The organism is Comamonas testosteroni TK102 (genome assembly GCF_000739375.1).
GTDB classification, from domain to species: Bacteria; Pseudomonadota; Gammaproteobacteria; order Burkholderiales; family Burkholderiaceae_C; genus Comamonas; species Comamonas brasiliensis.
This window is the reverse complement of sequence record NZ_CP006704.1, coordinates 2,940,061-2,960,100: the sequence shown is the minus strand read 5'-3', so window position 1 is coordinate 2,960,100 and position 20,040 is coordinate 2,940,061. Positions and strand designations below refer to the sequence as shown.

Annotated in this window: 14 protein-coding genes; 8 read left to right on the top strand and 6 right to left on the bottom strand. The window is 61.5% G+C overall.

Annotated elements, in window-relative coordinates; translation table 11 throughout:
- The first annotated feature begins 58 nt into the window (after positions 1-58).
- The 8 genes from O987_RS13320 to O987_RS13285 all read left to right on the top strand — a co-directional run bounded on the left by O987_RS13320 (position 59) and on the right by O987_RS13285 (position 9,945).
- Complete coding sequence (locus tag O987_RS13320) at positions 59-1,126, top strand: AAA family ATPase (protein ID WP_043372764.1); 1,068 nt, start codon at positions 59-61, stop codon at positions 1,124-1,126.
- Positions 1,126-2,982 carry a DUF2201 family putative metallopeptidase gene (locus tag O987_RS13315; protein WP_043372762.1) on the top strand — a complete coding sequence of 619 codons (1,857 nt, stop codon included), beginning with the start codon at positions 1,126-1,128 and terminating at the stop codon, positions 2,980-2,982. The genes O987_RS13320 and O987_RS13315 overlap by 1 nt, the downstream gene beginning before the upstream one ends.
- A gap of 530 nt (positions 2,983-3,512) precedes the next feature.
- Positions 3,513-4,895 carry an MFS transporter gene (locus tag O987_RS13310; RefSeq protein WP_043372760.1) on the top strand — a complete coding sequence of 461 codons (1,383 nt, stop codon included), beginning with the start codon at positions 3,513-3,515 and terminating at the stop codon, positions 4,893-4,895.
- Positions 4,896-5,344: 449 nt separating this feature from the next.
- On the top strand, positions 5,345-6,103 hold the full coding sequence (locus tag O987_RS13305) for an ABC transporter permease subunit (protein ID WP_003055333.1): 759 nt from the start codon (positions 5,345-5,347) through the stop codon (positions 6,101-6,103).
- 68 nt (positions 6,104-6,171) lie between these two features.
- Positions 6,172-6,903 (top strand): ABC transporter ATP-binding protein, encoded by a 732-nt coding sequence (locus O987_RS13300; RefSeq protein ID WP_235214399.1) that lies wholly within the window; start codon positions 6,172-6,174, stop codon positions 6,901-6,903.
- A gap of 50 nt (positions 6,904-6,953) precedes the next feature.
- A complete protein-coding gene (locus O987_RS13295) occupies positions 6,954-8,036 on the top strand; it encodes an NrtA/SsuA/CpmA family ABC transporter substrate-binding protein (protein WP_003055336.1) in 1,083 nt (360 codons plus the stop codon).
- Between the two features lie 35 nt (positions 8,037-8,071).
- Complete coding sequence (locus tag O987_RS13290) at positions 8,072-9,481, top strand: LLM class flavin-dependent oxidoreductase (RefSeq protein WP_200879605.1); 1,410 nt, start codon at positions 8,072-8,074, stop codon at positions 9,479-9,481.
- The gene (locus O987_RS13285) at positions 9,478-9,945 is read left to right on the top strand and encodes an OsmC family protein (protein WP_003055340.1); all 468 of its coding nucleotides are present in this window, start codon (positions 9,478-9,480) and stop codon (positions 9,943-9,945) included. The genes O987_RS13290 and O987_RS13285 overlap by 4 nt, the downstream gene beginning before the upstream one ends.
- Before the next feature lie 134 nt (positions 9,946-10,079).
- Here O987_RS13285 and O987_RS13280 read toward each other — a convergent pair whose 3' ends face one another.
- From O987_RS13280 to aceE, 6 genes are all read right to left on the bottom strand, one after another.
- Complete coding sequence (locus O987_RS13280; protein ID WP_080731521.1) at positions 10,080-11,495, bottom strand: GntP family permease; 1,416 nt, start codon at positions 11,493-11,495, stop codon at positions 10,080-10,082.
- Between the two features lie 434 nt (positions 11,496-11,929).
- Positions 11,930-12,406 (bottom strand): GFA family protein, encoded by a 477-nt coding sequence (locus O987_RS13275; RefSeq protein WP_080731520.1) that lies wholly within the window; start codon positions 12,404-12,406, stop codon positions 11,930-11,932.
- A gap of 163 nt (positions 12,407-12,569) precedes the next feature.
- Positions 12,570-14,408, bottom strand: coding sequence for a dihydrolipoyl dehydrogenase (gene lpdA, locus O987_RS13270; RefSeq protein ID WP_043372753.1), 1,839 nt, complete (start codon positions 14,406-14,408; stop codon positions 12,570-12,572).
- A 93-nt stretch (positions 14,409-14,501) separates the two neighbouring features.
- The gene (locus O987_RS13265; RefSeq protein ID WP_043372751.1) at positions 14,502-15,377 is read right to left on the bottom strand and encodes a hypothetical protein; all 876 of its coding nucleotides are present in this window, start codon (positions 15,375-15,377) and stop codon (positions 14,502-14,504) included.
- A gap of 115 nt (positions 15,378-15,492) precedes the next feature.
- On the bottom strand, positions 15,493-17,163 hold the full coding sequence (gene aceF, locus O987_RS13260) for a dihydrolipoyllysine-residue acetyltransferase (RefSeq protein ID WP_043372749.1): 1,671 nt from the start codon (positions 17,161-17,163) through the stop codon (positions 15,493-15,495).
- 18 nt (positions 17,164-17,181) lie between these two features.
- On the bottom strand, positions 17,182-19,896 hold the full coding sequence (gene aceE / locus O987_RS13255; protein WP_003055351.1) for a pyruvate dehydrogenase (acetyl-transferring), homodimeric type: 2,715 nt from the start codon (positions 19,894-19,896) through the stop codon (positions 17,182-17,184).
- Between the last annotated feature and the right edge of the window lie 144 nt (positions 19,897-20,040).

Below are 20,040 nucleotides of genomic sequence, written 5' to 3'. Positions count from 1 at the left end.
GTCAGGCCGCTTGAGCATGCTGAGGACACCGCTGCACTTGCCTTAGACTGCACGCAGCATGCAAACCAGTCTGGCTCTCACTCCCTCGCAACTTAGCGAATTCCTTCTCAACGTAGCTACCGTACGCCCCGTGTTCATCTGGGGGCCGCCAGGCATTGGTAAATCAGCACTGGTGCAAAACTTTGCGCAAAGCGTGGGGCTTGATTGTGTGTCCCTGCTGGGTAGCCAGCTCGCGCCCGAGGATTTGCTGGGCGTGCCACAGATCATTGACGGCGTGACTCGCTTTTGCCCGCCCGCCATGATTGCGCGCGAGCAGCCCTATTGCCTGTTCCTGGACGAGCTCAACGCCTGCAGCCAGGATGTGCAGAAAGCCTTCTACAGCCTGATCCTGGAGCGTCGCGTGGGCGAGTATGTGATGCCCGAGGGCTCCATCGTGATTGCGGCTGGCAACCGGGCTCAGGATTCCGCGATTGTGCGCACCATGTCCTCGGCGCTGATCAACCGCATGATTCATGTGCAGCTCAAGGTCAGCGCCAGCGAGTGGTTGCAATGGGCGCAGCAGGCCCAGTTGCATACTCTGGTTCTCGAATACCTGGCCCAGCGTCCCGATCACCTGTGGAGCCAGCCGCCCAAGCATGAGGAAGCGTTTTCCACGCCGCGCTCCTGGCATATGCTGAGCGACGCCTTGCTCTCCTACGGCGATGCTCTGAATCTGCAGACGCTCGAAGCCCTGGGCAGCGGCTGCCTCACGCCCCAGCATGCGGCGCAGTTCAAGGCCTTCTATAAGCTGGCCGACGACCGTCACCGTCTGGACGCTATTTTCAAGGGCGACGCCAACTGGCCCCATGCGCCGCAGGACAGAGATGTGCTGTATTTCCTGGCCCAGGCCTTCCGTGCGCGTCTGCTCAAGATTCTGCCCGCCGACAAGCAGCAAAGCGGCGGCGAGTTGCAGCAAACCGTGCACCGCTCCAAGGCCATGCTCAAGGAACTGGCCCAGATCAGCCTGGAAATGGCTCAGATCGTCACCGCTGAGAGCGACAGCCAGACCCTGCCAGCCTGGTATATGGTGGAAATAGTGCGCGACCTGCCACGCCTGGTGGAAGCGCGCGAGACGGCCAGAGCCTGATGGCCAAAGCCCCAACGCGCGACACCCCTGCCACCCAGGCCTATACGCAGGGCCTGGCCATGCTGCAGGCACACCCCATCTTTAGCGAACTCAGCCGCAGCCTGGGCTTTGTGCGCGGCGCCCAGTCAGGCTGCCCGCCCCATGGCTGGGCACAGGCCAGCCTCAACCACCAACGCTTTACCGGCCAGATCGACATCCACCCCAAGCGCCTGGCCAGTCCCGAGGAATGGGCGTATTGCCTGGGGCGGGCCACGCTCAGCTACGCGCTGGAGCTTTTTCAGCGAGACCGCAGTCACTGGGTCCAATGGAGCGCGGCCTGCGATGTGGTCACGGCCCGCTTCATCCAGACCATCAAGCTCGGCCGTCCGCCCGAAGGCATGGAACTGCCCGACGGACTGCCCCAGCGCGACGAGGCCCAGTGGTACGTCCAGTTCTGCGAACAAGGCATACCCGCCTGGGCACAGTCGCTGAGCTTGGCCGGTCCCAGTCAGGGCGGCGCTCACCCCAGCCTGGCCCTGCCGCAGCAGTGGCCTGAGCCCGCCTCATCCACCAGCAAACCGCAGCCGTATTGGCGCAGGTACGGCAACTGGCCCGAAATGTTTGCCGCCGGTCTGGCTCGCTCCGTCACCCAGTCCGTGGAAATGGCGGCAGGCGTGCGCCGCGAGTTTGGCCAGAGCCGCCCTGCCAGCAGTGCGCTGGACCGCGCAAGACACTGGTTCATGGACAGCTTTCCGCTGCTGGGCAGCATGGTCGCGGCGTTTGACATCATCGAGGACGCCGGCATCTGCGAGCGCGAGGACATTGCCGTCGCCGCCGTCGACGAAGTGCTGCGCACCATCTACATCAACCCCGGCCCGCGCCTGTCCGAGCTGGAACTGCGTTTCGTCATTGCCCACGAAGTTCTGCACGTTGCCCTGCGCCATCTGCCGCGCCGACGCGGGCGCGAACCTTTTCTGTGGAACGTGGCCTGCGACTTTGTCATCAACGACTGGCTGATTCAGATGGATGTGGGCCAGCCGCCGGGCATCGGCCTGCTCTACGACCCGGAGCTGCGCGGCCTCGGCGCCGAGGAGGTCTATGACCGCATCGCAAGCGATCTGCGCCGCATGCGCAAGCTGCGCACCCTGGCCGGTGGCCGGGGCGACATGCTGGAGCGCAATGTAGGCGGTCAGCACAACACGGGCGACTACACCGATATCGACGAGTTTTGCCGCACCCAGCTGGGCAAGGGCCTGCTGCGCCACGAGCAAAGCGCACGCGGCCTGCTGCCCGCAGGACTGATCGAGGAAATCCGTGCCTTGCTGCAGCCGCCGATTGACTGGCAGGTAGAGCTGGCGCGCTGGTTCGACCATCACTTTCCGCCCATAGAAACGCGGCGCAGCTATGCCCGCATCAGCCGCCGCCAGAGCGCCACGCCCGATATTCCCAGGCCACGCATTCAAGCCGACAGCCGCTGGCTGGACGGCCGCACCTTTGGCGTGGTGCTGGACACCTCGGGCTCCATGGAGCGCCATGTACTGGCCAAGGCACTGGGCGCCATCGCCAGCTATGCCGAGGCCAAGAACGTGCCCGCAGTGCGCCTGATCTGCTGCGACGCCGCAGCCTATGACCTGGGCTATCTACCGGCCGCTGACATGGCCCAGCGCATCGCTCTCAGGGGTCGGGGCGGCACCGTGCTGCAGCCGGGCGTGGATCGGCTGCTCCAGACCGATGACTTTCCCAAGGACGGGCCCATCCTCATCATCACCGACGGCGAATGCGACCCGCTGCGCGTGTCGCGCGAGCATGCCTATCTGCTGCCGCCAGGCCGCAGGCTGCCGTTTCGCACAACAGCGCCCATATTTGTGATGGACTAATTCAGCATCGGAGCATCCCCGCTCCATTCAGCAGTGCACAGCTCGCCAACTCATCGAGCGCGATCTGCACGCTGGCAGACCTGGGCGCGGCAGCCTCTACCGCCCTGCCGCTGCAAGAGCAGAGCCTAAGGCTTACCCTTGGATGTCACGATCCGGCAACTGAATTGCGGAATGCGCCAAGTGCATTCAGGCCACCGGCCCTACATTGCCCACCGAACTCGTTGATTCTCTGCCCCGCAAAGGTCGATGCAGCCTTGGTGCGCAGCCGGGTTCAGGCGATGAAGGTCAAGAACAGGAAATGAACCCAGAAATCCAGGACAGGCCACCACAGCACCATTCACAGCTACCGGTGCTGGCGCAAGGTCATGGCAGCCTCCGCCCTTGCGGCCTGATGCTGCGGGACCGTGACGCATCCCTTGCATTCATGACAACGAAAAAAGGCCGAGCCGGGTCTGCTCCCAGGCCATGGCTTGCTGCATCCAGCTCGTGATGCCCACCCCGCGCCCCACAACAACTTCCAAGAGACAAGCATGAACCCAAGTGCGACGACCATTTCGGGCGCAACGCCCAGGCAAGATACCAGTCAGGACATCGACGCAGACAAGGCGCTGTATGCCAAGGTCAGCTGGCGGCTGCTGCCCCTGCTGCTGATCTGCTACATGGTCGCCTACCTGGACCGGATCAATATCGGCTATGCCCAGATCCAGATGAAGCAGACGCTGGATTTCGGCGACGCCGCCTACGGATTCGGCGCGGGTCTGTTCTTCATAGGCTACTTTCTGTTTGAAGTACCCAGCAACCTGCTGCTGGAGAAGATAGGCACGCGCAAGACGCTGATGCGCATCATGCTGGTCTGGGGCCTCATCGCCACGGCCATGGCCTGGGTCTCCACTCCCATGCAGTTCTATGTCGCACGCTTTCTGCTGGGCGCCTTCGAAGCCGGCTTCTTTCCCGGCGTCATTCTCTACTTCACCTACTGGTATCCCTCGGCCCGCCGCGGCCGGGTGATCTCCATCTTTCTCTCGGCCGTCATGGCCATGGCCATCGTGGCCGGACCGCTGTGCGGCGCCATCCTCAAATATATGGATGGCATCGACGGTCTGCATGGCTGGCAGTGGCTGTTTCTCATCCAGGGCCCCCCCGCCTGCATTCTGGGCCTGATCCTCTACGTCTACCTGCAGGACAGGCCCGCCGACGCCAAATGGCTGACAGATGCCGAGAAAGCGCGTCTGCAATACAACCTGGCCAACGAAAGCGGCCAGGCCACTCACCACGGCACCAACGGGCACAAGGATGCCGATGGCAGCGCCACTCTGGGCCAGCTGCTGCGCGACCCCAAGGTCTATGCCCTGTCACTGGTGTATTTCATGATGCACGGCGCCACCTATCTGTTTGTCTTCTGGATGCCCACCGTGATTCAGGGCCTGGGCGTGCAGGACGTGCTGCATGTCGGCATCTACTCGGCCATTCCCTTTGTGGCGGGCTTTGTCGGCATGATTGCCTTTGGCGCCAGCTCCGACCGATTCGGCGACCGGCGCTGGCACCTGTTCATCGCCACCGGCATGGCCATTGCCGGCCTGATCGTCACCCTGCAGATGCACGGCCATCTCGAAGGCTCTCTGATTGCCCTGGCCTTCACGCTGATCGGGCTTGCGGCCCTGCCCCCGCTGTTCTTTGCCCAGGTCAGCGACTATCTGCCTCCGGCCGTGGCCGCAGGCGGCATAGCGCTCATCAGCAGCCTGGGCAACCTGGGCTCGGCCGCCAGCCCCACTCTGGCCGGCCTGCTGACCCAGTACACCGGCAACAGGCACTACAGCATCTATCTGGTGCTGGGCATGTTGATCCTATCGGCACTGGTGCTGATGGTGGCGGTGCGACCCACCAAGGCCCGGCATGGCCAGGCCGTGCGCTAAACAGAGGCCAAACAGTACGACAGCAGCCGGCCGGCCTTCAGGTCGGCTTTTTTCATTGCATGAGTCCGAACAGGAAGCTGGTGTCTGCCAAAGGATTGCGGCACACAGCCCGTTTCCGCTGGCGCACTCTGCTGACTGGAGTCCGGTTTCCGGAAAAAGCTATGGACCCGAGCCACAGCCCAATATCCGATCCATCAGATCCGGCTACATGCAGATCAATCCATCATATGCAAACAATATTATTATCTTTGGCAAAAGGATGATTCCGTAATTAACAAACAAAAAATTATTCATTTAACATATTAAATATTTAAGTTATAAACTTGGCTTCGGCTCCGTTAATAGGGCCAATTTGCACATATCACTCAATGCAGATTTCAGACCAAGCAATACGACAACTGATCAAAGAGAAAAGCACAGGGCAATTCACGTCAATCAATTTCAAGAGAATGCTCACACCGTGGATCATTCCTTTTGTTGTGCTGAGCCTTTGGCTATTTTCAACAACAAGTGGCTGGATAGATCAGTCCATATTACCCAGTCCTATCACGGTCGCTCATGCCGCCTATGAGCAATGGACCAACAACACGCTCTGGACAGATATAGGCGTCAGCCTGAGTCGGGTTCTGGCCGGCTTCAGCATTGGCATGTTGTCGGGCTTGGTACTGGGCACGGCCGTAGGTCTCAGTCAGTTCAACCATGATCTGCTTGACCGTTCGCTGCAGATGCTGCGCACCATTCCGCATCTGGCCCTGGTGCCGTTGATGATTCTATGGCTGGGTATCGATGAAACGCCGCGTATTTTGCTGGTCGCATTGGGAACGCTGTTTCCTGTCTATATCAACACGGCCAGCGGCATCAAGAATGTCGATGCCAAGCTGCTGGAAATGGGAAAATCCTACGGTCTCAGCCGCAAAGAGCTGATTAAACAAATCATCATTCCCGGCGCCATGCCATCCATACTGGTGGGTATCCGATATGCATTAGGTGTTGCATGGCTCACGCTGGTCATTGCCGAAACCATTGCTTCTCGCAATGGCATTGGTTACATGGTTCAGAACGCCCGCGAACTGCTGCGCATTGATATCATCATTTTCGCCATATTGCTGTATGCACTGGCAGGCTGGCTGGCAGACTGGCTTATCCGGCAGATCGAATATCGCGTTCTGCGCTGGAATCCCGCATATAAAAAGGCAGCAGGTCAATGATTTCAATATTATCAAGCCGTCAGAATGCCGAAATCAAAGAAGATGGCTTCTCCGCATGCGCAGTTTCTCTGCGCAATATCGGAAAATCGTTCGGCCACCGCCAGGTTCTGCAGCATATAGATCTTGATATTACGCAGGGTGAATTCGTTTCCCTGATAGGTCCGAGCGGCGCCGGCAAGTCCACGCTGCTGCGGCTTATCGCGGGTCTGGAAGCCTGCAGCAGCGGACGCATGCGGTTGAGCAGCCCCGTGCCGGAGCGCGCAGCCCAGATACGGGTCATGTTCCAGGAAGACCGGCTGCTGCCCTGGCAGACCGTGCTCGACAACATCACGCTTGGCGCTCGCGAGCAACAGCCTGCAGCTCTGGAACTATTGCGTGCCGTCGGTCTGCAAGGCCATGAGAACGATTTTCCGTCCACGCTCTCGGGCGGCCAGAAACAGCGCGCAGCCCTGGCTCGCGCACTGCTACATCGCCCCGACATCCTGCTGCTGGACGAACCCTTTGGCGCTCTTGACGCCATTACCCGGGTCTCCATGCAACTGCTGCTCTTCGACATGTTGCGCGACCACCCCTGCACCGTGGTGCTGGTCACCCATGACGTGGAAGAGGCCGTGGTGCTCTCCAATCGCATTCTGGTGCTGCGCGATGGCGACATTGCCAGGGATCTGGTGCTCGAAGGCGCAATACCCCGCGATCGTGGCCAGGCCGATCTGGCCACGCTCAAGGCAAGGCTCATCAACGAGTTGCTGGTGCAGGAGGCCTTGCACGAGGCGGCCCAGGCGACTTCGGCTTCGGCCTGAATCACGGGCCTGCACGCCCCATTCCTTTCATTTCCTTCACGGCAATCATCATGAGCTCTTACGACAGCACCACGGCTTTGACCTCCTCACCACTGAGCCGCCGCCAGGCCTTGCAGCGCGGACTGCAAGCCGGCTCGGCACTGGCCGCGCTGAGCCTGGGCGGCAATGCCGCTCTGGCGCAGTCCAACAGCACACCGCTGCGGGTGGCCATCATCGGCGACGGACGTACCGGTGTCTGGGCCACGCTGCGCAGCCTGCCCGAGAGCCAGCTGCACAGCGCCATAGGCTCGGCCATCACCTTCCAGCCCGGATTTACCGCATCGCTGCCGGTGATGGAGGCCATCAAGGCTGGCTCGGTGGACTTCAGCTTTGCAACGGCAACCGCGCTCGTCAATGCCATCGCCGCCAAGGTACCCATGATTCCACTGGCCGCCTACGCCTTGCCCGCCGATGAAGTGGACTTTCTGGTGCGCGCCGAATCCTCAATACGCTCCGCCGCCGATCTCAAGGGCAAACGCATTGCCCATCAGAACGGCACCACCGGCACCTACAGCCTGATCAAATACCTGGAAACTGCGGGTCTGCGTCTCAAGGACGTGGAAGCGGTCAGCCTGTCGGGCGTCGATGCCTATACCGCTCTCGCACAAGGCAGCATCGACGGCTGGATCCACTGGCAACATGCCGCAGCCATTGCCAAGGCACGCCTGGGCAACAAGGTCCGCCTGCTGCCCAATGTCAGAACCTATGACTGGGCCTTTTATGTCGCCAGCGAGAAAGCGCTGCAATCCAATCCCCAGGCTGTCTTCAATGTCGTCAGGCTTATCAAGCAGACGCAGGCCAGGATCAATGCCAGCCCCGACGCTACGGCCAAACTATGGGCTGCACAAGGCGGCTTCCGTCCCGGCAGCCTCGAAGAAAAAGTCTTTGTCGAACTGATTCGGGACAAGCGCCTGTCGGACTCCACCGCCGATCTGCTGGCCCCGCTGAGCAGGCAGGCCGCCACCGAAACCCAGGAAATGGCCGACAGCTTCCAGCAACTGGGCGTGCTGCCGCAACGCACCGATGTCGTCGGCTTTTTGCAAAGCAGCAAGGTCGGCGATGTGGCGCAGAAGATCCGCAGCGCCCTCTCCTGAGCCCCTGACGACTTCCGAAGAGTGAGTTCATTGCCATGACCCAAGCAACACCCCGCCAGATGCATCTGGCCGCCTTCATCATTGCCGGTCCCGGTCGAGCCGGCGGCTGGCGCTACCCCAGCTCCGAATCCGACTGGCTCAACCCAGCCTACTATCAGAAGATCGCGCAGACGCTCGAGCGAGGCCGTTTCGACATGGCTTTTTTTGCCGATATTCTGGCCGTTCCCGACCGCTTCCAGAGCAGCACCGACAGCCAGCTGCGCTACGGCGCACTGGGCTCCATGCGGCTGGACCCCACGCTGGTGCTGACGTCCATGGCGAGCGCTACCCGGCACCTGGGGCTGGTGGCCACCCGCTCGACCAGCTATTTCCAGCCCTATGAGCTGGCACGCTCCTTTGCCACGCTGGACCATCTAAGCACCGGACGCAGCGGCTGGAACGTGGTCACCTCATTCCAGGACGCCGAATCCAGGAATTTTTCGCTGCGCGAGCAAATCCCCAAGAACGAGCGCTACGACCGCGCCGACGAGTTTCTGGAAGTCGTCCATCAGCTCTGGGACAGCTGGGAAGACGACGCCCTGGTTGCGGATCGTGAAGCGCCACTGTTTGCCGACCCTGCCAAGGTGCACGAAATTCACCACCAGGGCAAATGGTTCGATGTGCGCGGCCCGCTCAACGTGCCGCGCCCGCCCCAGGGCTACCCGCTGATCGTGCAAGCCGGCGCATCGGATCGAGGCCGCGACTTTGCCGCCCAATGGGCCGATGTGATCTTTGCCAGCCACGACTCTCTGGACAGCGCCCAGCGCTTCTACAAAGAGATGAAGGAGCGCGTGGTGCGCAAAGGCCGCTCGCCGGACAGCCTCAAGATCCTGCCCGCCGCCACCCCGCTGGTGGGCGAGACCCGCGCCATTGCCGAAGCCAAGCGCGAAGTGCTGCGCGACCTGACCCATGCCGAGCCCGGCCTGTCCACCCTGGCCTATCACCTCGATATCGACCTGGGCCAGTACCCGCTGGACGAGCCGCTGCCCGACCTCAACGTGCCCGGCGTCAAAGGCCACTACGACGAGGTGCGCGAAGCCACCGACCGCGAACAGCTGACCTTGCGTGAGCTGGGCCTGCGTTACGGCAACCGCTACGAAGGCGGCATGGTGGGCAGCGGCAAGGACGTGGCCGACCAGATGCAGCACTGGTTTGAAGAACAGGCTTGCGACGGCTTCATGGTCCAGGCCCCCTACCAGCCTGCCGGGTTTGAGGAATTCGTGCGCTACGTGGTGCCAGAGCTTCAACAACGCAAGCTGCTGCGCACCGAATACCACGGCGAAACCCTGCGCGAAAACCTGGGCTTGGAACGCCCCGCCGTTCACGCCTGGAAAGAGCGTGTCGAAACACATTCCACTACAGTGGAATCTCCCGCCATTCCATCGACAGACAAGGTTGCCGCATGAGCCTCGCCACCAGCACTTCGCAAGACAACGCAGATCTGCAAACCGGCCCAGGCGAGATCGTCAGCATCGAGGCCCAGGCGACAGCCACCGCAGGCCGCTACCTCGTCAGCGCACGCCACAATGTGCTGCCCACCGACGCCAAGGTCAGCAGCGGCGGCCCCGGCTTGGCGATTGCCGCCGGCGAGCTTTTGCTGTCGTCACTGGCGTCCTGCAGCTTCGGGTTGATTCAGGAAAAAGCGCGCGAATTCGGCTGGCCCCTGAGCAGTCTCGATGCCGAAGTCCTGTTTCAGCGCGATACCGCCGACGGCACCCGCTATGCCAGGCTGGAACTGGCGGTCACGGCCGGCGGCGTCACGCAGCAGCAGGCCCAGCAATTGCTGGACTACTTCACCGGCAAATGCCCGATCTACAACACCTTGCGACGCGGCGGCCCGGCCAGTGCACGCATTACAGCAACAACCTGAGTTTCAGAGACTGCCCCAAAGGAGAAAGCGGGACAAAAGACTGGCAGTGCATTCTGTGAGCATCGCCAGCCTTCGGCCTCTTGCTCTCTTCTATCGCCCCGACGCCCAGGCATTCAGGCTGACAGTGATCGACCTCAGAAGCTGCCCACCCAGGTCCCCAGCGCAATCACCATCACCAGTGCCGGCAGCGGGAACAGCATGGTTACCGCCGCAATGTCGCCATAAGACTGCCGGTGGTTGAGCTTGCAGATTGCCAGCAGGGTGATGATGGCGCCACAGTGCGGCAGCGTGTCCATGCCACCGGCAGCCATCACCGCCACCCGGTGCAGCAGCGCGGGACTGATGCCAGCGGCCTGGGCCATAGCCAGGTAATCAGCACCCAAAGTCTGCAGTGCAATACTCAGCCCCCCGGACGATGAGCCGGTAATGCCCGCCAGGACGTTCATGGCCACCGCTTCGGACACCAAGGGGTTGCTTGATACCTTCAACACCGCGTCGCGAATCAGTCCAAAACCGGCCAGGGATGCAATCACCGCACCATAGCCAACCTCGGACGCTGTATTGAACAGCGGCAGCATGAATCCAAACACGCCCTGATTGATGGTGTCCTTGAGGCTGTGCCAGCGCCCCAGGCGCAGCAACACCAGCGCCGTACAGGCTACGATCAGCGCAATCACCAGCGCCCACAGTCCCACCAGCCGGGTCGGGTCCAGCGCCGGAAAGCGTTCCGTCACAAAGCCCAGGTCCAGACGTGGAAAAACGCCGTAGGTAAACAGCGCATTCACGCCGATCACCAGCAGCAATGGCAGCAGTGCCATCCACAGCGGTATTTGTGCATGGCGTGCGGCCTCGGCCGCTTGCTGCGCGGGCGTCAGCACAGTATCCGCGCCGCCTTCGTCGTGTTCGCCATAGCCCTCGCCTGCAACTTTGGCAGTGGCTGCGCGCCGGCTCAGCCACCACAGGCCACCCGCCAGAATCAGCGCCGCCGCCAGAATGCCCAGCCCCGGCGCTGCAAACACATTGGTGCCGAAGTACGGGATCGGCATGGCGTTCTGGATCGCGGGCGAACCCGGCAGCGCCGTCATGGTGAAGGTGAACGCGCCCAGCGCAATCGTGGCCGGGATGAGGCGCTTGGGAATCTGCGCCTCTTCAAACAGATTGCGCGCAATCGGGTAGATGGCAAAAGCCACCACAAACAGCGACACCCCGCCATAGGTCAGCAGCGCGCAGGCCAGCACCACGGTCTGTATGGCGTACTTCTTGCCCAGAGTACGCACAATCCAGTGAGCCAAGGTACTGGCCGCCCCCGAATCGGCCATCAGCCGCCCGAACAGCGCCCCCAGCAAAAACAAAGGTAAAAACTGCAGCACATAGCCGCTGAGCGCGGTCATGAAGGTGTCGGTATATAGCGGCAGCAGCCAGCGCCCGTCGCCCGACAGCACCACAGCCACGGCCGCCATCAACGGGGCCAGCAGCAGCACTGTCACGCCTCGGTAGGCCAGAAACATCAACAGGGCCAGCGAGACGGCCACGGCCAGCACACTCAGCATGAGCAGCCTTTCTGTCCCGGCACATCAGCGGCGCTGGTTGGGATACGGTCAGCGGTACACGTCATGCCCCCTCCTGTTTTGCGAAAGCCGGCCGGGCCAACAGCGGCACGGAACCAGCCTCACACCAACTCAGTATGCCGCCGCATGTTGCAGTGCACAACAAAGATATAGGCACCTTGGCAGCGGCGCTGCACACCTTGAAGTCAAATTAGTCGCTAGAACAATCTGCAGGCTCACAAGTAGCTATCAAATACAGAGAAAACGGCTTGACTTGAAAATTTCCGCTCGAGAAAGAACAAACCAGAGCATGGTCAAAGCAATTGATACTTCCTCATCGGGAAATTAATGAGCAAGTTGACTCTGCCAGCCAGACCGAAGTATCAAGCAAAAATCGGCTCTAACCTTTATGCATCAATCGCTTACAGCTATCAAAACTATTCTTTAAGCTGTGCTTCGAGCAGCGCATTGGCTTCATAGCGCAGCCAGCCCGCCGCCACCGGCTTGCCCGCAGCAGCGCCTGAGTGGCGGTCACTGGGGTGCGAGCGCCCCTCGCTCACCACTACTTCCGCAAAATCAAACGGGCTCATGCCGTCAATGCAAGCCACATTCACGCCGTACTGATGCGGCGACGAGCGCCGCTGGTGAAAGGTATAGATGCCGCAATGCTTGCAGAAGAAATGCTTGGCCTGCCCAGTGTTGAACTGATAGAGCGTCAGCGCATCCTGCCCCTGCAATACCTCAATTCCGCTCAGCTCGGCCGACACGGCCACGGCACCGCGCATGCGGCAGAACGAGCAATTGCAGCGCCGCGCAGTATTCAGGCCGTCGCTGAGCAGCACGTTAAAACGCACTGCGCCGCAGTGGCAGGCGGCTTGGAGCGGCCTGGAGTAGTCGGGGCTTGGGCGGGGCATGGCCGTCTCTTTCGCTGATAGTGGGTGCGCAAAGCTTAAGTCATCCGTGCAGGTCGATCGAGGCTCAAGCGCTTGCCAGGGAAATCGACGCTGCTATCAACACAAAAAGGCAGCCCGAAGGCTGCCTTTGTTTTGAACAGATCCTGAGACCTGATCGCTACGCTTACTTGCGTGCTGGTGGTACGTCCGTGCAGGAACCGTGGGCCACTTCCGCCGCCATGCCGATGGATTCGCCAAGGGTTGGGTGGGGGTGGATGGTCTTGCCGATATCCACGGTGTCGGCGCCCATTTCGATGGCCAGGGCGATTTCACCGATCATGTCGCCGGCATGCGTGCCGACCATGCCGCCGCCCAGGATGCGGCCGTGGCCGTGGGCTTCGGGGGAGTCATCAAACAGCAGCTTGGTGAAGCCTTCGTCGCGGCCGTTGGCGATGGCGCGGCCCGAGGCGGCCCAGGGGAACAGGCCCTTCTTGACCTTGATGCCTTGTGCCTTGGCCTGGTCTTCTGTCAGGCCCACCCATGCCACTTCGGGGTCGGTGTAGGCGACCGATGGAATCACTCGGGCGTTGAAGGCGGCAGCAGCCAGCTCCTTGTTGCCTTGCAGCTCGCCAGCGATGACCTCGGCGGCCACATGCGCTTCGTGCACGGCCTTGTGTGCCAGCATGGGCTGACCCACGATGTCGCCGATCGCGAAGATGTTGGGCACATTGGTGCGCATCTGGATGTCGACGTCGATAAAGCCGCGGTCGGTCACGGCCACGCCAGCCTTTTCGGCGCTGATCTTCTTGCCGTTGGGCGTGCGGCCCACGGCTTGCAGCACCAGATCGTAGGTCTGGGGTTCGGGCACGGTGACGCCGTCCTTGGCAGGAGCGAACGTAACCTTGATGCCTTCTGGCGTGGCTTCTGCACCCACGGTCTTGGTGTTGACCATGATGTTGTCGAAGCGTGGCGCGTTCATCTTCTGCCAGACCTTGACCAGATCGCGGTCGGCGCCCTGCATCAGGCCGTCCATCATTTCGACCACGTCCAGGCGCGCGCCCAGCGTGGAGTAGACGGTGCCCATTTCCAGGCCGATGATGCCGCCGCCCAGAATCAGCATGCGCTTGGGCACTTCCTTCAGTTCCAGGGCGCCGGTGGAATCGACCACGCGGGGGTCCTTGGGCATGAAGGGCAGATGCACGGCTTGCGAGCCTGCGGCAATGATGGCGTTCTTGAACTGAACAACCTTCTTGCTGCCGGTCTTTTCCTGGCCGGAACCGGTGGTTTCTTCAACTTCGATGTGGTTGGCAGACACGAAGTTGCCGTAGCCGCGCACGACGGTGACCTTGCGCATCTTGGCCATCTGGCCCAGACCGCCGGTCAGCTTGCCGATGACCTTTTCCTTGTGGCCGCGCAGCTGGTCGATGTTGACTTCGGGAGCAGCAAACTTCACGCCGGCCACTTCCAGGTGCTTGACTTCGTCCATCACGGCAGCCACGTGCAGCAGTGCCTTGGATGGGATGCAACCCACGTTCAGGCAGACGCCGCCCAGGGTGGCATAACGCTCGACCAGCACGACCTTGAGGCCCAGGTCAGCAGCGCGGAAGGCTGCCGAATAGCCGCCAGGGCCACCACCCAGAACGACCACGTCACAGTCCATGTCCACGGTGCCGGCAAAGTTGCTGGCCACGGGCGCAGGAGCAGCAGCCACGGGGGCTGCCACAGGTGCGGGAGCGGCTGCGGCAGGCGCAGGGGCTGCTGCCTGAGCAGGTGCGCCTGCGTCGGCTGCGGCTTCCAGTGTCAGCACCAGCGAGCCTTCGGCAACCTTGTCGCCGACCTTGACCTTGATTTCCTTCACGACGCCGGCATGGCTGGAAGGAATCTCCATGGAGGCCTTGTCGCTCTCCACGGTAATGAGGGACTGGTCCACGGCCACGGTGTCGCCGGGGTTGACCAGCAGTTCGATCACGCCCACTTCGGCGAAGTCGCCGATATTGGGTACCTTGATATCGATGAGGCTCATATGCGCTCCTATCTTGGTTTTGTCTCTGCGCCGCCCGATTCGCTCGGGCAGCTGAAAACGATATTTCCGGGTTGAAGCCTGGCGGCTGACGCCTTAGCTCCAGTCAAAAGTCAGCAATACGGTACGGCTTTCAGGCTCGTAGAACAGCAGGGTTTCGGTGCCGCTTGCGGCAAAGGCATCGGCATTGGCACTGCAGATGAACTCGAAGTGCGCGCCGGTTTCTGGGTGGATGGGGTGAATGCCATCGTCCGTGCCGGTGCCGCTCAGCAGCTCATTCGTCAGATTGCTCCAGTTGCCGCCCCAGGAAGGGCCGCCCAGCGCGCCGAGCAGATAGCGCCCGGAACTGGTTTCGTAGCAATCGGTCCCTGGCTCATACAGCGGCAGCTTGGCAACTTCAGCGGGGTCGTCCCACTCGTTCGCCGCATTCCAGCCATGGGCCAGAAAGTCCTGTCTGGCCTGCTCATATGCCGCGTGCTGGGTTGCGTAATGCAGTTCCATCACATCGCGCCATGAGTACTTGGCCTCGTGGTGCAGCTCGAACGGAGGCTGCGCACCCAGCTTGACCAGTTCACGATGCTGGCTGCGGACCTCGCGCCAGTCGAGCGATTTTCCCGCCCAGTCGGCCCTATCCTGCTCCAGCATGAAGTAGCGCCAGTCGCCCAGCAGCTCGTACCTGCCTTGATCGTTGAGCTTGAAAGCCAGCCAGTCAGGCTTGAGCAGCGCGTTGCCAAACTCCTCGCCCCCCCACTCCCCGACTTGCCCTTCGTAAGGCTCGCAAGGGGCGACAAGATGAATCGGCCCGCTCCAGGTATCGTCAAGCAAGGCCAGATCGATGGTGACGAGCGGCAGAAAATGCCGCACGTACTTCTCGACCGGCTCGGCGAAAACGTCAGCCGTATCCGGAAAAGGCCGGATACCGGGAATGACGCCACGCAGATGCTCGATGGGATGCTGTCTCAGGTTCTTCATCTCACTCATGGGCTGGCAAGGTGAAGCGCAAGGCCTCTAAAAAGATAGCTGCTTGCGCAATTCAGATAAGCGCCACAGGCCGATTTCGCAAAAAATCGGCCTGCCTGTCAGCTGCTTAGAGCAGGATGCGGCGGTAGTCGGCCAGCACAGCGCCCAGGTAGGCGTTGAAGCGTGCGGCAGCTGCACCGTCGATGACGCGATGGTCGTACGACAGGCTCAGAGGCAGCATCAGACGGGGCACGAACTGCTTGCCGTCCCACACGGGCTTCATGGCACCCTTGGACAGACCCAGGATGGCGACTTCAGGCGCATTGATGATGGGCGTGAAGTTGGTGCCGCCGATGCCGCCCAGAGACGAGATCGAGAAACAGCCGCCTTGCATGTCTGCAGCGCCCAGCTTGCCGTCACGGGCCTTCTTGGCCAGCTCGCCCATTTCCTGGCTGATCTGCAGAATGCCCTTCTTGTCGGCGTCCTTGAGCACGGGAACGACCAGGCCGTTCGGCGTGTCGGCGGCAAAGCCGATGTTGAAGTACTGCTTGTAGACCAGAGTGTCGCCGTCCAGAGAGGCATTGAACTCGGGGAACTTCTTGAGCGCAGCCACCACGGCCTTGATCACGAAAGCCAGCATCGTCACCTTGACGTCGCTCTTGGCCTTGGCGCTTTCGGCATTGGTGGACACGCGGAAGGCTTCCAGCTCGGTGATGTCAGCCTCGTCATTGTTGGTGACGTGGGGGATGACCACCCAGTTGCGATGCAGGTTGGCACCCGAGATCTTCTTGATGCGGGACAGTTCCTTGCGCTCGACCGCGCCAAACTTGGCGAAGTCGACCTTGGGCCAGGCCAGCACCTCCAGACCGCCGACGTTGCCGCCGGACGACTTGGGAGCCACAGCCTGCTGGGCCAGGGTCTGCACGGCGCCAGCCATCACCGACTTGGTGAAGGACTGGATGTCTTCCGCTGTGATGCGGCCCTTGTTGCCCGAGCCCTTGACTTCTGCCAGAGGCACGCCCAGTTCGCGAGCGAACTTGCGCACCGAAGGCGAGGCATGGGGCAGCTGACCCGAGGGAGCCACGGTGGGGTTGTGGGCCGCAGGTGCTGCCACAGGAGCAGCAGTGGCCACGGGAGCGGCAACCACGGGTGCAGGTGCTGCCGCCACAGGTGCGGCAACCGGTGCAGCCACGGCAGCGGCAGCCTGCACGGGGGCAGCGGCTGCGCCCTGCACTGTCATCTGCCCGACGACGTCGCCCACGTTGACGGTGTCACCCAGCTTGATGGTCAGCGCCGTGATGGTGCCGGCCGAGGGCGAAGGGATTTCCATCGAGGCCTTGTCGGACTCCACGGTGAACAGCGATTGCTCGACTGCCACAGTATCACCCACCTTGACGAGCATCTCGATCACGGCCACGTCCTTGAAGTCGCCGATATCAGGGATCTTCAAGTCCACGGTGGAAGATGCTGCAGGGGCGGCTGCCACGGGTGCAGGAGCTGCGGCCACGGGTGCAGCAGCCACAGGGGCAGGCGCTACGGCGGCAGGAGCGGGAGCCGCATCAGCGGTTTCCAGCATCACGACCACGGAGCCTTCCTTGACCTTGTCGCCAAGAGCAACCTTGATTTCCTTGACCACGCCAGCCTGGCTGGAGGGGATTTCCATGGAGGCCTTGTCGGACTCCACGGTAATCAGGGACTGCTCGACCTTGATGGTGTCACCCACCTTGACCAGCACTTCGATCACGCCGACTTCGGAGAAGTCGCCGATATCGGGGACCTTGATTTCTGTCAATGCCATGTTGTCTGTCTCCCCTTCTTAGGCGTGCAGCGGGTTGATCTTGTCGACGTTGATGCCGTACTTCTTGATCGCTTCGGCCACGGTCGTGGCGTTGATCTTGCCTTCATCGGCCAGACCGCGCAGTGCAGCCACCACGATGTAGTGACGGTTGACTTCGAAGTGTTCACGCAGCTTGGCGCGGAAGTCCGAACGTCCGAAACCGTCGGTACCCAGCACCTTGTAGGTACGGCCCTTGGGCATGTAGGGACGGATCTGCTCGGCGTAGGCCTTCATGTAGTCGGTCGACGCGATCACGGGGCCGGGGTGGGCAGCCAGTTGCTGGGACACGAACGGAACCTTGGCGGCTTCCAGAGGGTGCAGCATGTTGAAGCGGTCCACTTCCTGACCTTCGCGGGTCAGTTCGTTGAACGACGGGCAGCTCCACACATCGGCGGCAACGCCCCAGTCCTTTTCCAGCAGTTCCTGGGCGAAGAAGGATTCGCGCAGGATGGTGCCGGAGCCCAGCAGTTGAACGCGCAGGCCGCTCTCGGGCACCTTCTGGCCAGGCTTGACCATGTACATGCCCTTGAGGATCTGCTCTTCCGTGCCGGCTTCCAGGCCGGGCATGGGGTAGTTTTCGTTCAGCAGCGTGATGTAGTAGAAGATGTTTTCCTGGTTCTGCACCATGCGACGCAGACCGTCTTGCATGATCACGGCCACTTCGTGAGCGAAGGTGGGGTCGTAGGTCACGCAGTTGGGGATGGTGTTGGCCAGGATGTGGCTGTGACCGTCTTCGTGCTGCAGGCCTTCGCCGTTCAGCGTGGTACGGCCCGAGGTGCCGCCCAGCAGGAAGCCGCGCGCTTGCAGGTCGCCAGCCGCCCAGGCCAGGTCGCCGATGCGCTGGAAGCCGAACATCGAGTAGTACACATAGAACGGGATCATGACCCGGTTGCTATGGCTGTAGCTGGTGGCCGCAGCGATCCAGCTGGACATGCCGCCGGCTTCGTTGATACCTTCCTGCAGGATCTGGCCGGCCTTGTCCTCGCGGTAGTACATCACCTGATCCTTGTCGACCGGGGTGTATTGCTGACCGTGGGGGTTGTAGATGCCGACCTGACGGAACAGGCCTTCCATACCGAAGGTACGGGCTTCGTCCACAAGGATGGGCACCACGCGGGGGCCGATGTTCTTGTCGCGCAACAGCTGCGTCAGGAAACGCACATAAGCCTGGGTCGTGGATATCTCACGGCCTTCGGGTGTGGGCTCCAGGATGGCCTTGAAGGTGTCCAGTGCAGGAGCGGTGAACTGCTCGTCAGCTTGCTGGCGACGATGTGGCAGGTAGCCGCCCAGAGCCTTGCGGCGCTCGTGCAGATACTTCATTTCCGGCGTATCGTCGGCCGGCTTATAGAAGGGGATGTCCGCGATCTGGCTGTCGGGGATCGGGATATTGAAGCGGTCGCGGAAGGCCTTGATGTCCTCGTCGCTCAGCTTCTTGGTCTGGTGAACGTTGTTCTTGCCTTCACCGATCTTGCCCATGCCGAAGCCCTTGACGGTCTTGACCAGCAGCACGGTAGGCTGACCCTTGTGGCCGTTGGCCGCGGCAAATGCTGCATAGACCTTCTGCGAATCGTGGCCACCGCGGCGCAGGTTCCAGATTTCGTCGTCGGACATGTGCTCGACCATCTTCAGGGCTCGAGGATCGCGACCGAAGAAATGCTGGCGAACATAGGCACCATCGTTGGCCTTGAAAGCCTGATAGTCGCCGTCGTTGCACTCCATCATGATCTTCTTGAGCACGCCGTCCTTGTCCTTGGCCAGCAGTTCGTCCCAGCCCTTGCCCCACAGCAGCTTGATGACGTTCCAGCCGGCACCGCGGAATTCGCCTTCCAGCTCCTGAATGATCTTGCCGTTGCCGCGCACAGGACCGTCCAGGCGCTGCAGATTGCAGTTGATCACGAAGACCAGGTTGTCCAGGTTCTCGCGCGAAGCCAGACCGATGGCGCCCAGGGATTCCACCTCATCCATTTCACCGTCGCCGCAGAACACCCAGACCTTGCGGTTTTCGGTGTTGGCAATGCCGCGTGCGTGCAGATACTTCAGGAAACGTGCCTGGTAGATGGCCATCAGCGGGCCCAGACCCATGGACACCGTGGGGAACTGCCAGAAGTCGGGCATCAGCTTGGGGTGGGGGTAGCTCGACAGACCCTTGCCGTCCACTTCCTGGCGGAAGTTCAGCAGCTGCTCTTCGGAGATGCGGCCTTCCAGGTAGGCGCGGGCATAGATGCCGGGCGAGACGTGACCCTGGATGTACAGGCAGTCGCCGCCGTGGTTTTCGTTCTCGGCATGCCAGAAATGGTTGAAGCCGGCCGCAAACATATTGGCCAGCGAAGCGAAGGAGCCGATGTGACCACCCAGATCACCACCTTCGGGGGGGTGAATACGGTTGGCCTTGACCACCATGGCCATGGCGTTCCAGCGCATATAGGCACGCAGACGACCTTCGATTTCGAGGTTGCCGGGGCACTTTTCTTCCTGATCGGTCTCGATGGTGTTCACATAGCCGGTATTGGCCGAGAAAGGCATGTCCACGCTGTTCTGGCGAGCGTGTTCAAGCAGATCCTCGATCAGCTTGTGAGCATAGTCCGCACCTTCGCGGTCGATCACCGCGGAGAGGGCATCCATCCACTCGCGCGATTCTTGTTGGTCCAGGCCGGCCGGAAAGCCAGCGCCTTTGGGATCAGTCTGAGCTGTCATTGTGAGTGTCTCCTTCGAGAGGGGGTAGCTTTATCACGAAGCAGTGAGTGCGGCATCACACGGGTGCAGCAAGCGCCACACCGCATAACGCGTGGCACAGCACCTTCGGGTGCTCCCCGGATTAAACCGATTCACTGTGTCGAT

Excerpts from the sequence above, each read along its gene's own strand:
- O987_RS13320 (WP_043372764.1), top strand. The coding sequence starts at position 59 with ATGCAAACCAGTCTGGCTCTCACTCCCTCGCAACTTAGCGAATTCCTT.
- O987_RS13315 (WP_043372762.1), top strand. The coding sequence starts at position 1,126 with ATGGCCAAAGCCCCAACGCGCGACACCCCTGCCACCCAGGCCTATACG.
- O987_RS13310 (WP_043372760.1), top strand. The coding sequence starts at position 3,513 with ATGAACCCAAGTGCGACGACCATTTCGGGCGCAACGCCCAGGCAAGAT.
- O987_RS13305 (WP_003055333.1), top strand. The coding sequence starts at position 5,345 with ATGCTCACACCGTGGATCATTCCTTTTGTTGTGCTGAGCCTTTGGCTA.
- O987_RS13295 (WP_003055336.1), top strand. The coding sequence starts at position 6,954 with ATGAGCTCTTACGACAGCACCACGGCTTTGACCTCCTCACCACTGAGC.
- O987_RS13290 (WP_200879605.1), top strand. The coding sequence starts at position 8,072 with ATGACCCAAGCAACACCCCGCCAGATGCATCTGGCCGCCTTCATCATT.
- O987_RS13285 (WP_003055340.1), top strand. The coding sequence starts at position 9,478 with ATGAGCCTCGCCACCAGCACTTCGCAAGACAACGCAGATCTGCAAACC.
- O987_RS13280 (WP_080731521.1), bottom strand. The coding sequence starts at position 11,495 with ATGCTGAGTGTGCTGGCCGTGGCCGTCTCGCTGGCCCTGTTGATGTTT.
- O987_RS13275 (WP_080731520.1), bottom strand. The coding sequence starts at position 12,406 with ATGCCCCGCCCAAGCCCCGACTACTCCAGGCCGCTCCAAGCCGCCTGC.
- lpdA (WP_043372753.1), bottom strand. The coding sequence starts at position 14,408 with ATGAGCCTCATCGATATCAAGGTACCCAATATCGGCGACTTCGCCGAA.
- O987_RS13265 (WP_043372751.1), bottom strand. The coding sequence starts at position 15,377 with ATGAAGAACCTGAGACAGCATCCCATCGAGCATCTGCGTGGCGTCATT.
- aceF (WP_043372749.1), bottom strand. The coding sequence starts at position 17,163 with ATGGCATTGACAGAAATCAAGGTCCCCGATATCGGCGACTTCTCCGAA.
- aceE (WP_003055351.1), bottom strand. The coding sequence starts at position 19,896 with ATGACAGCTCAGACTGATCCCAAAGGCGCTGGCTTTCCGGCCGGCCTG.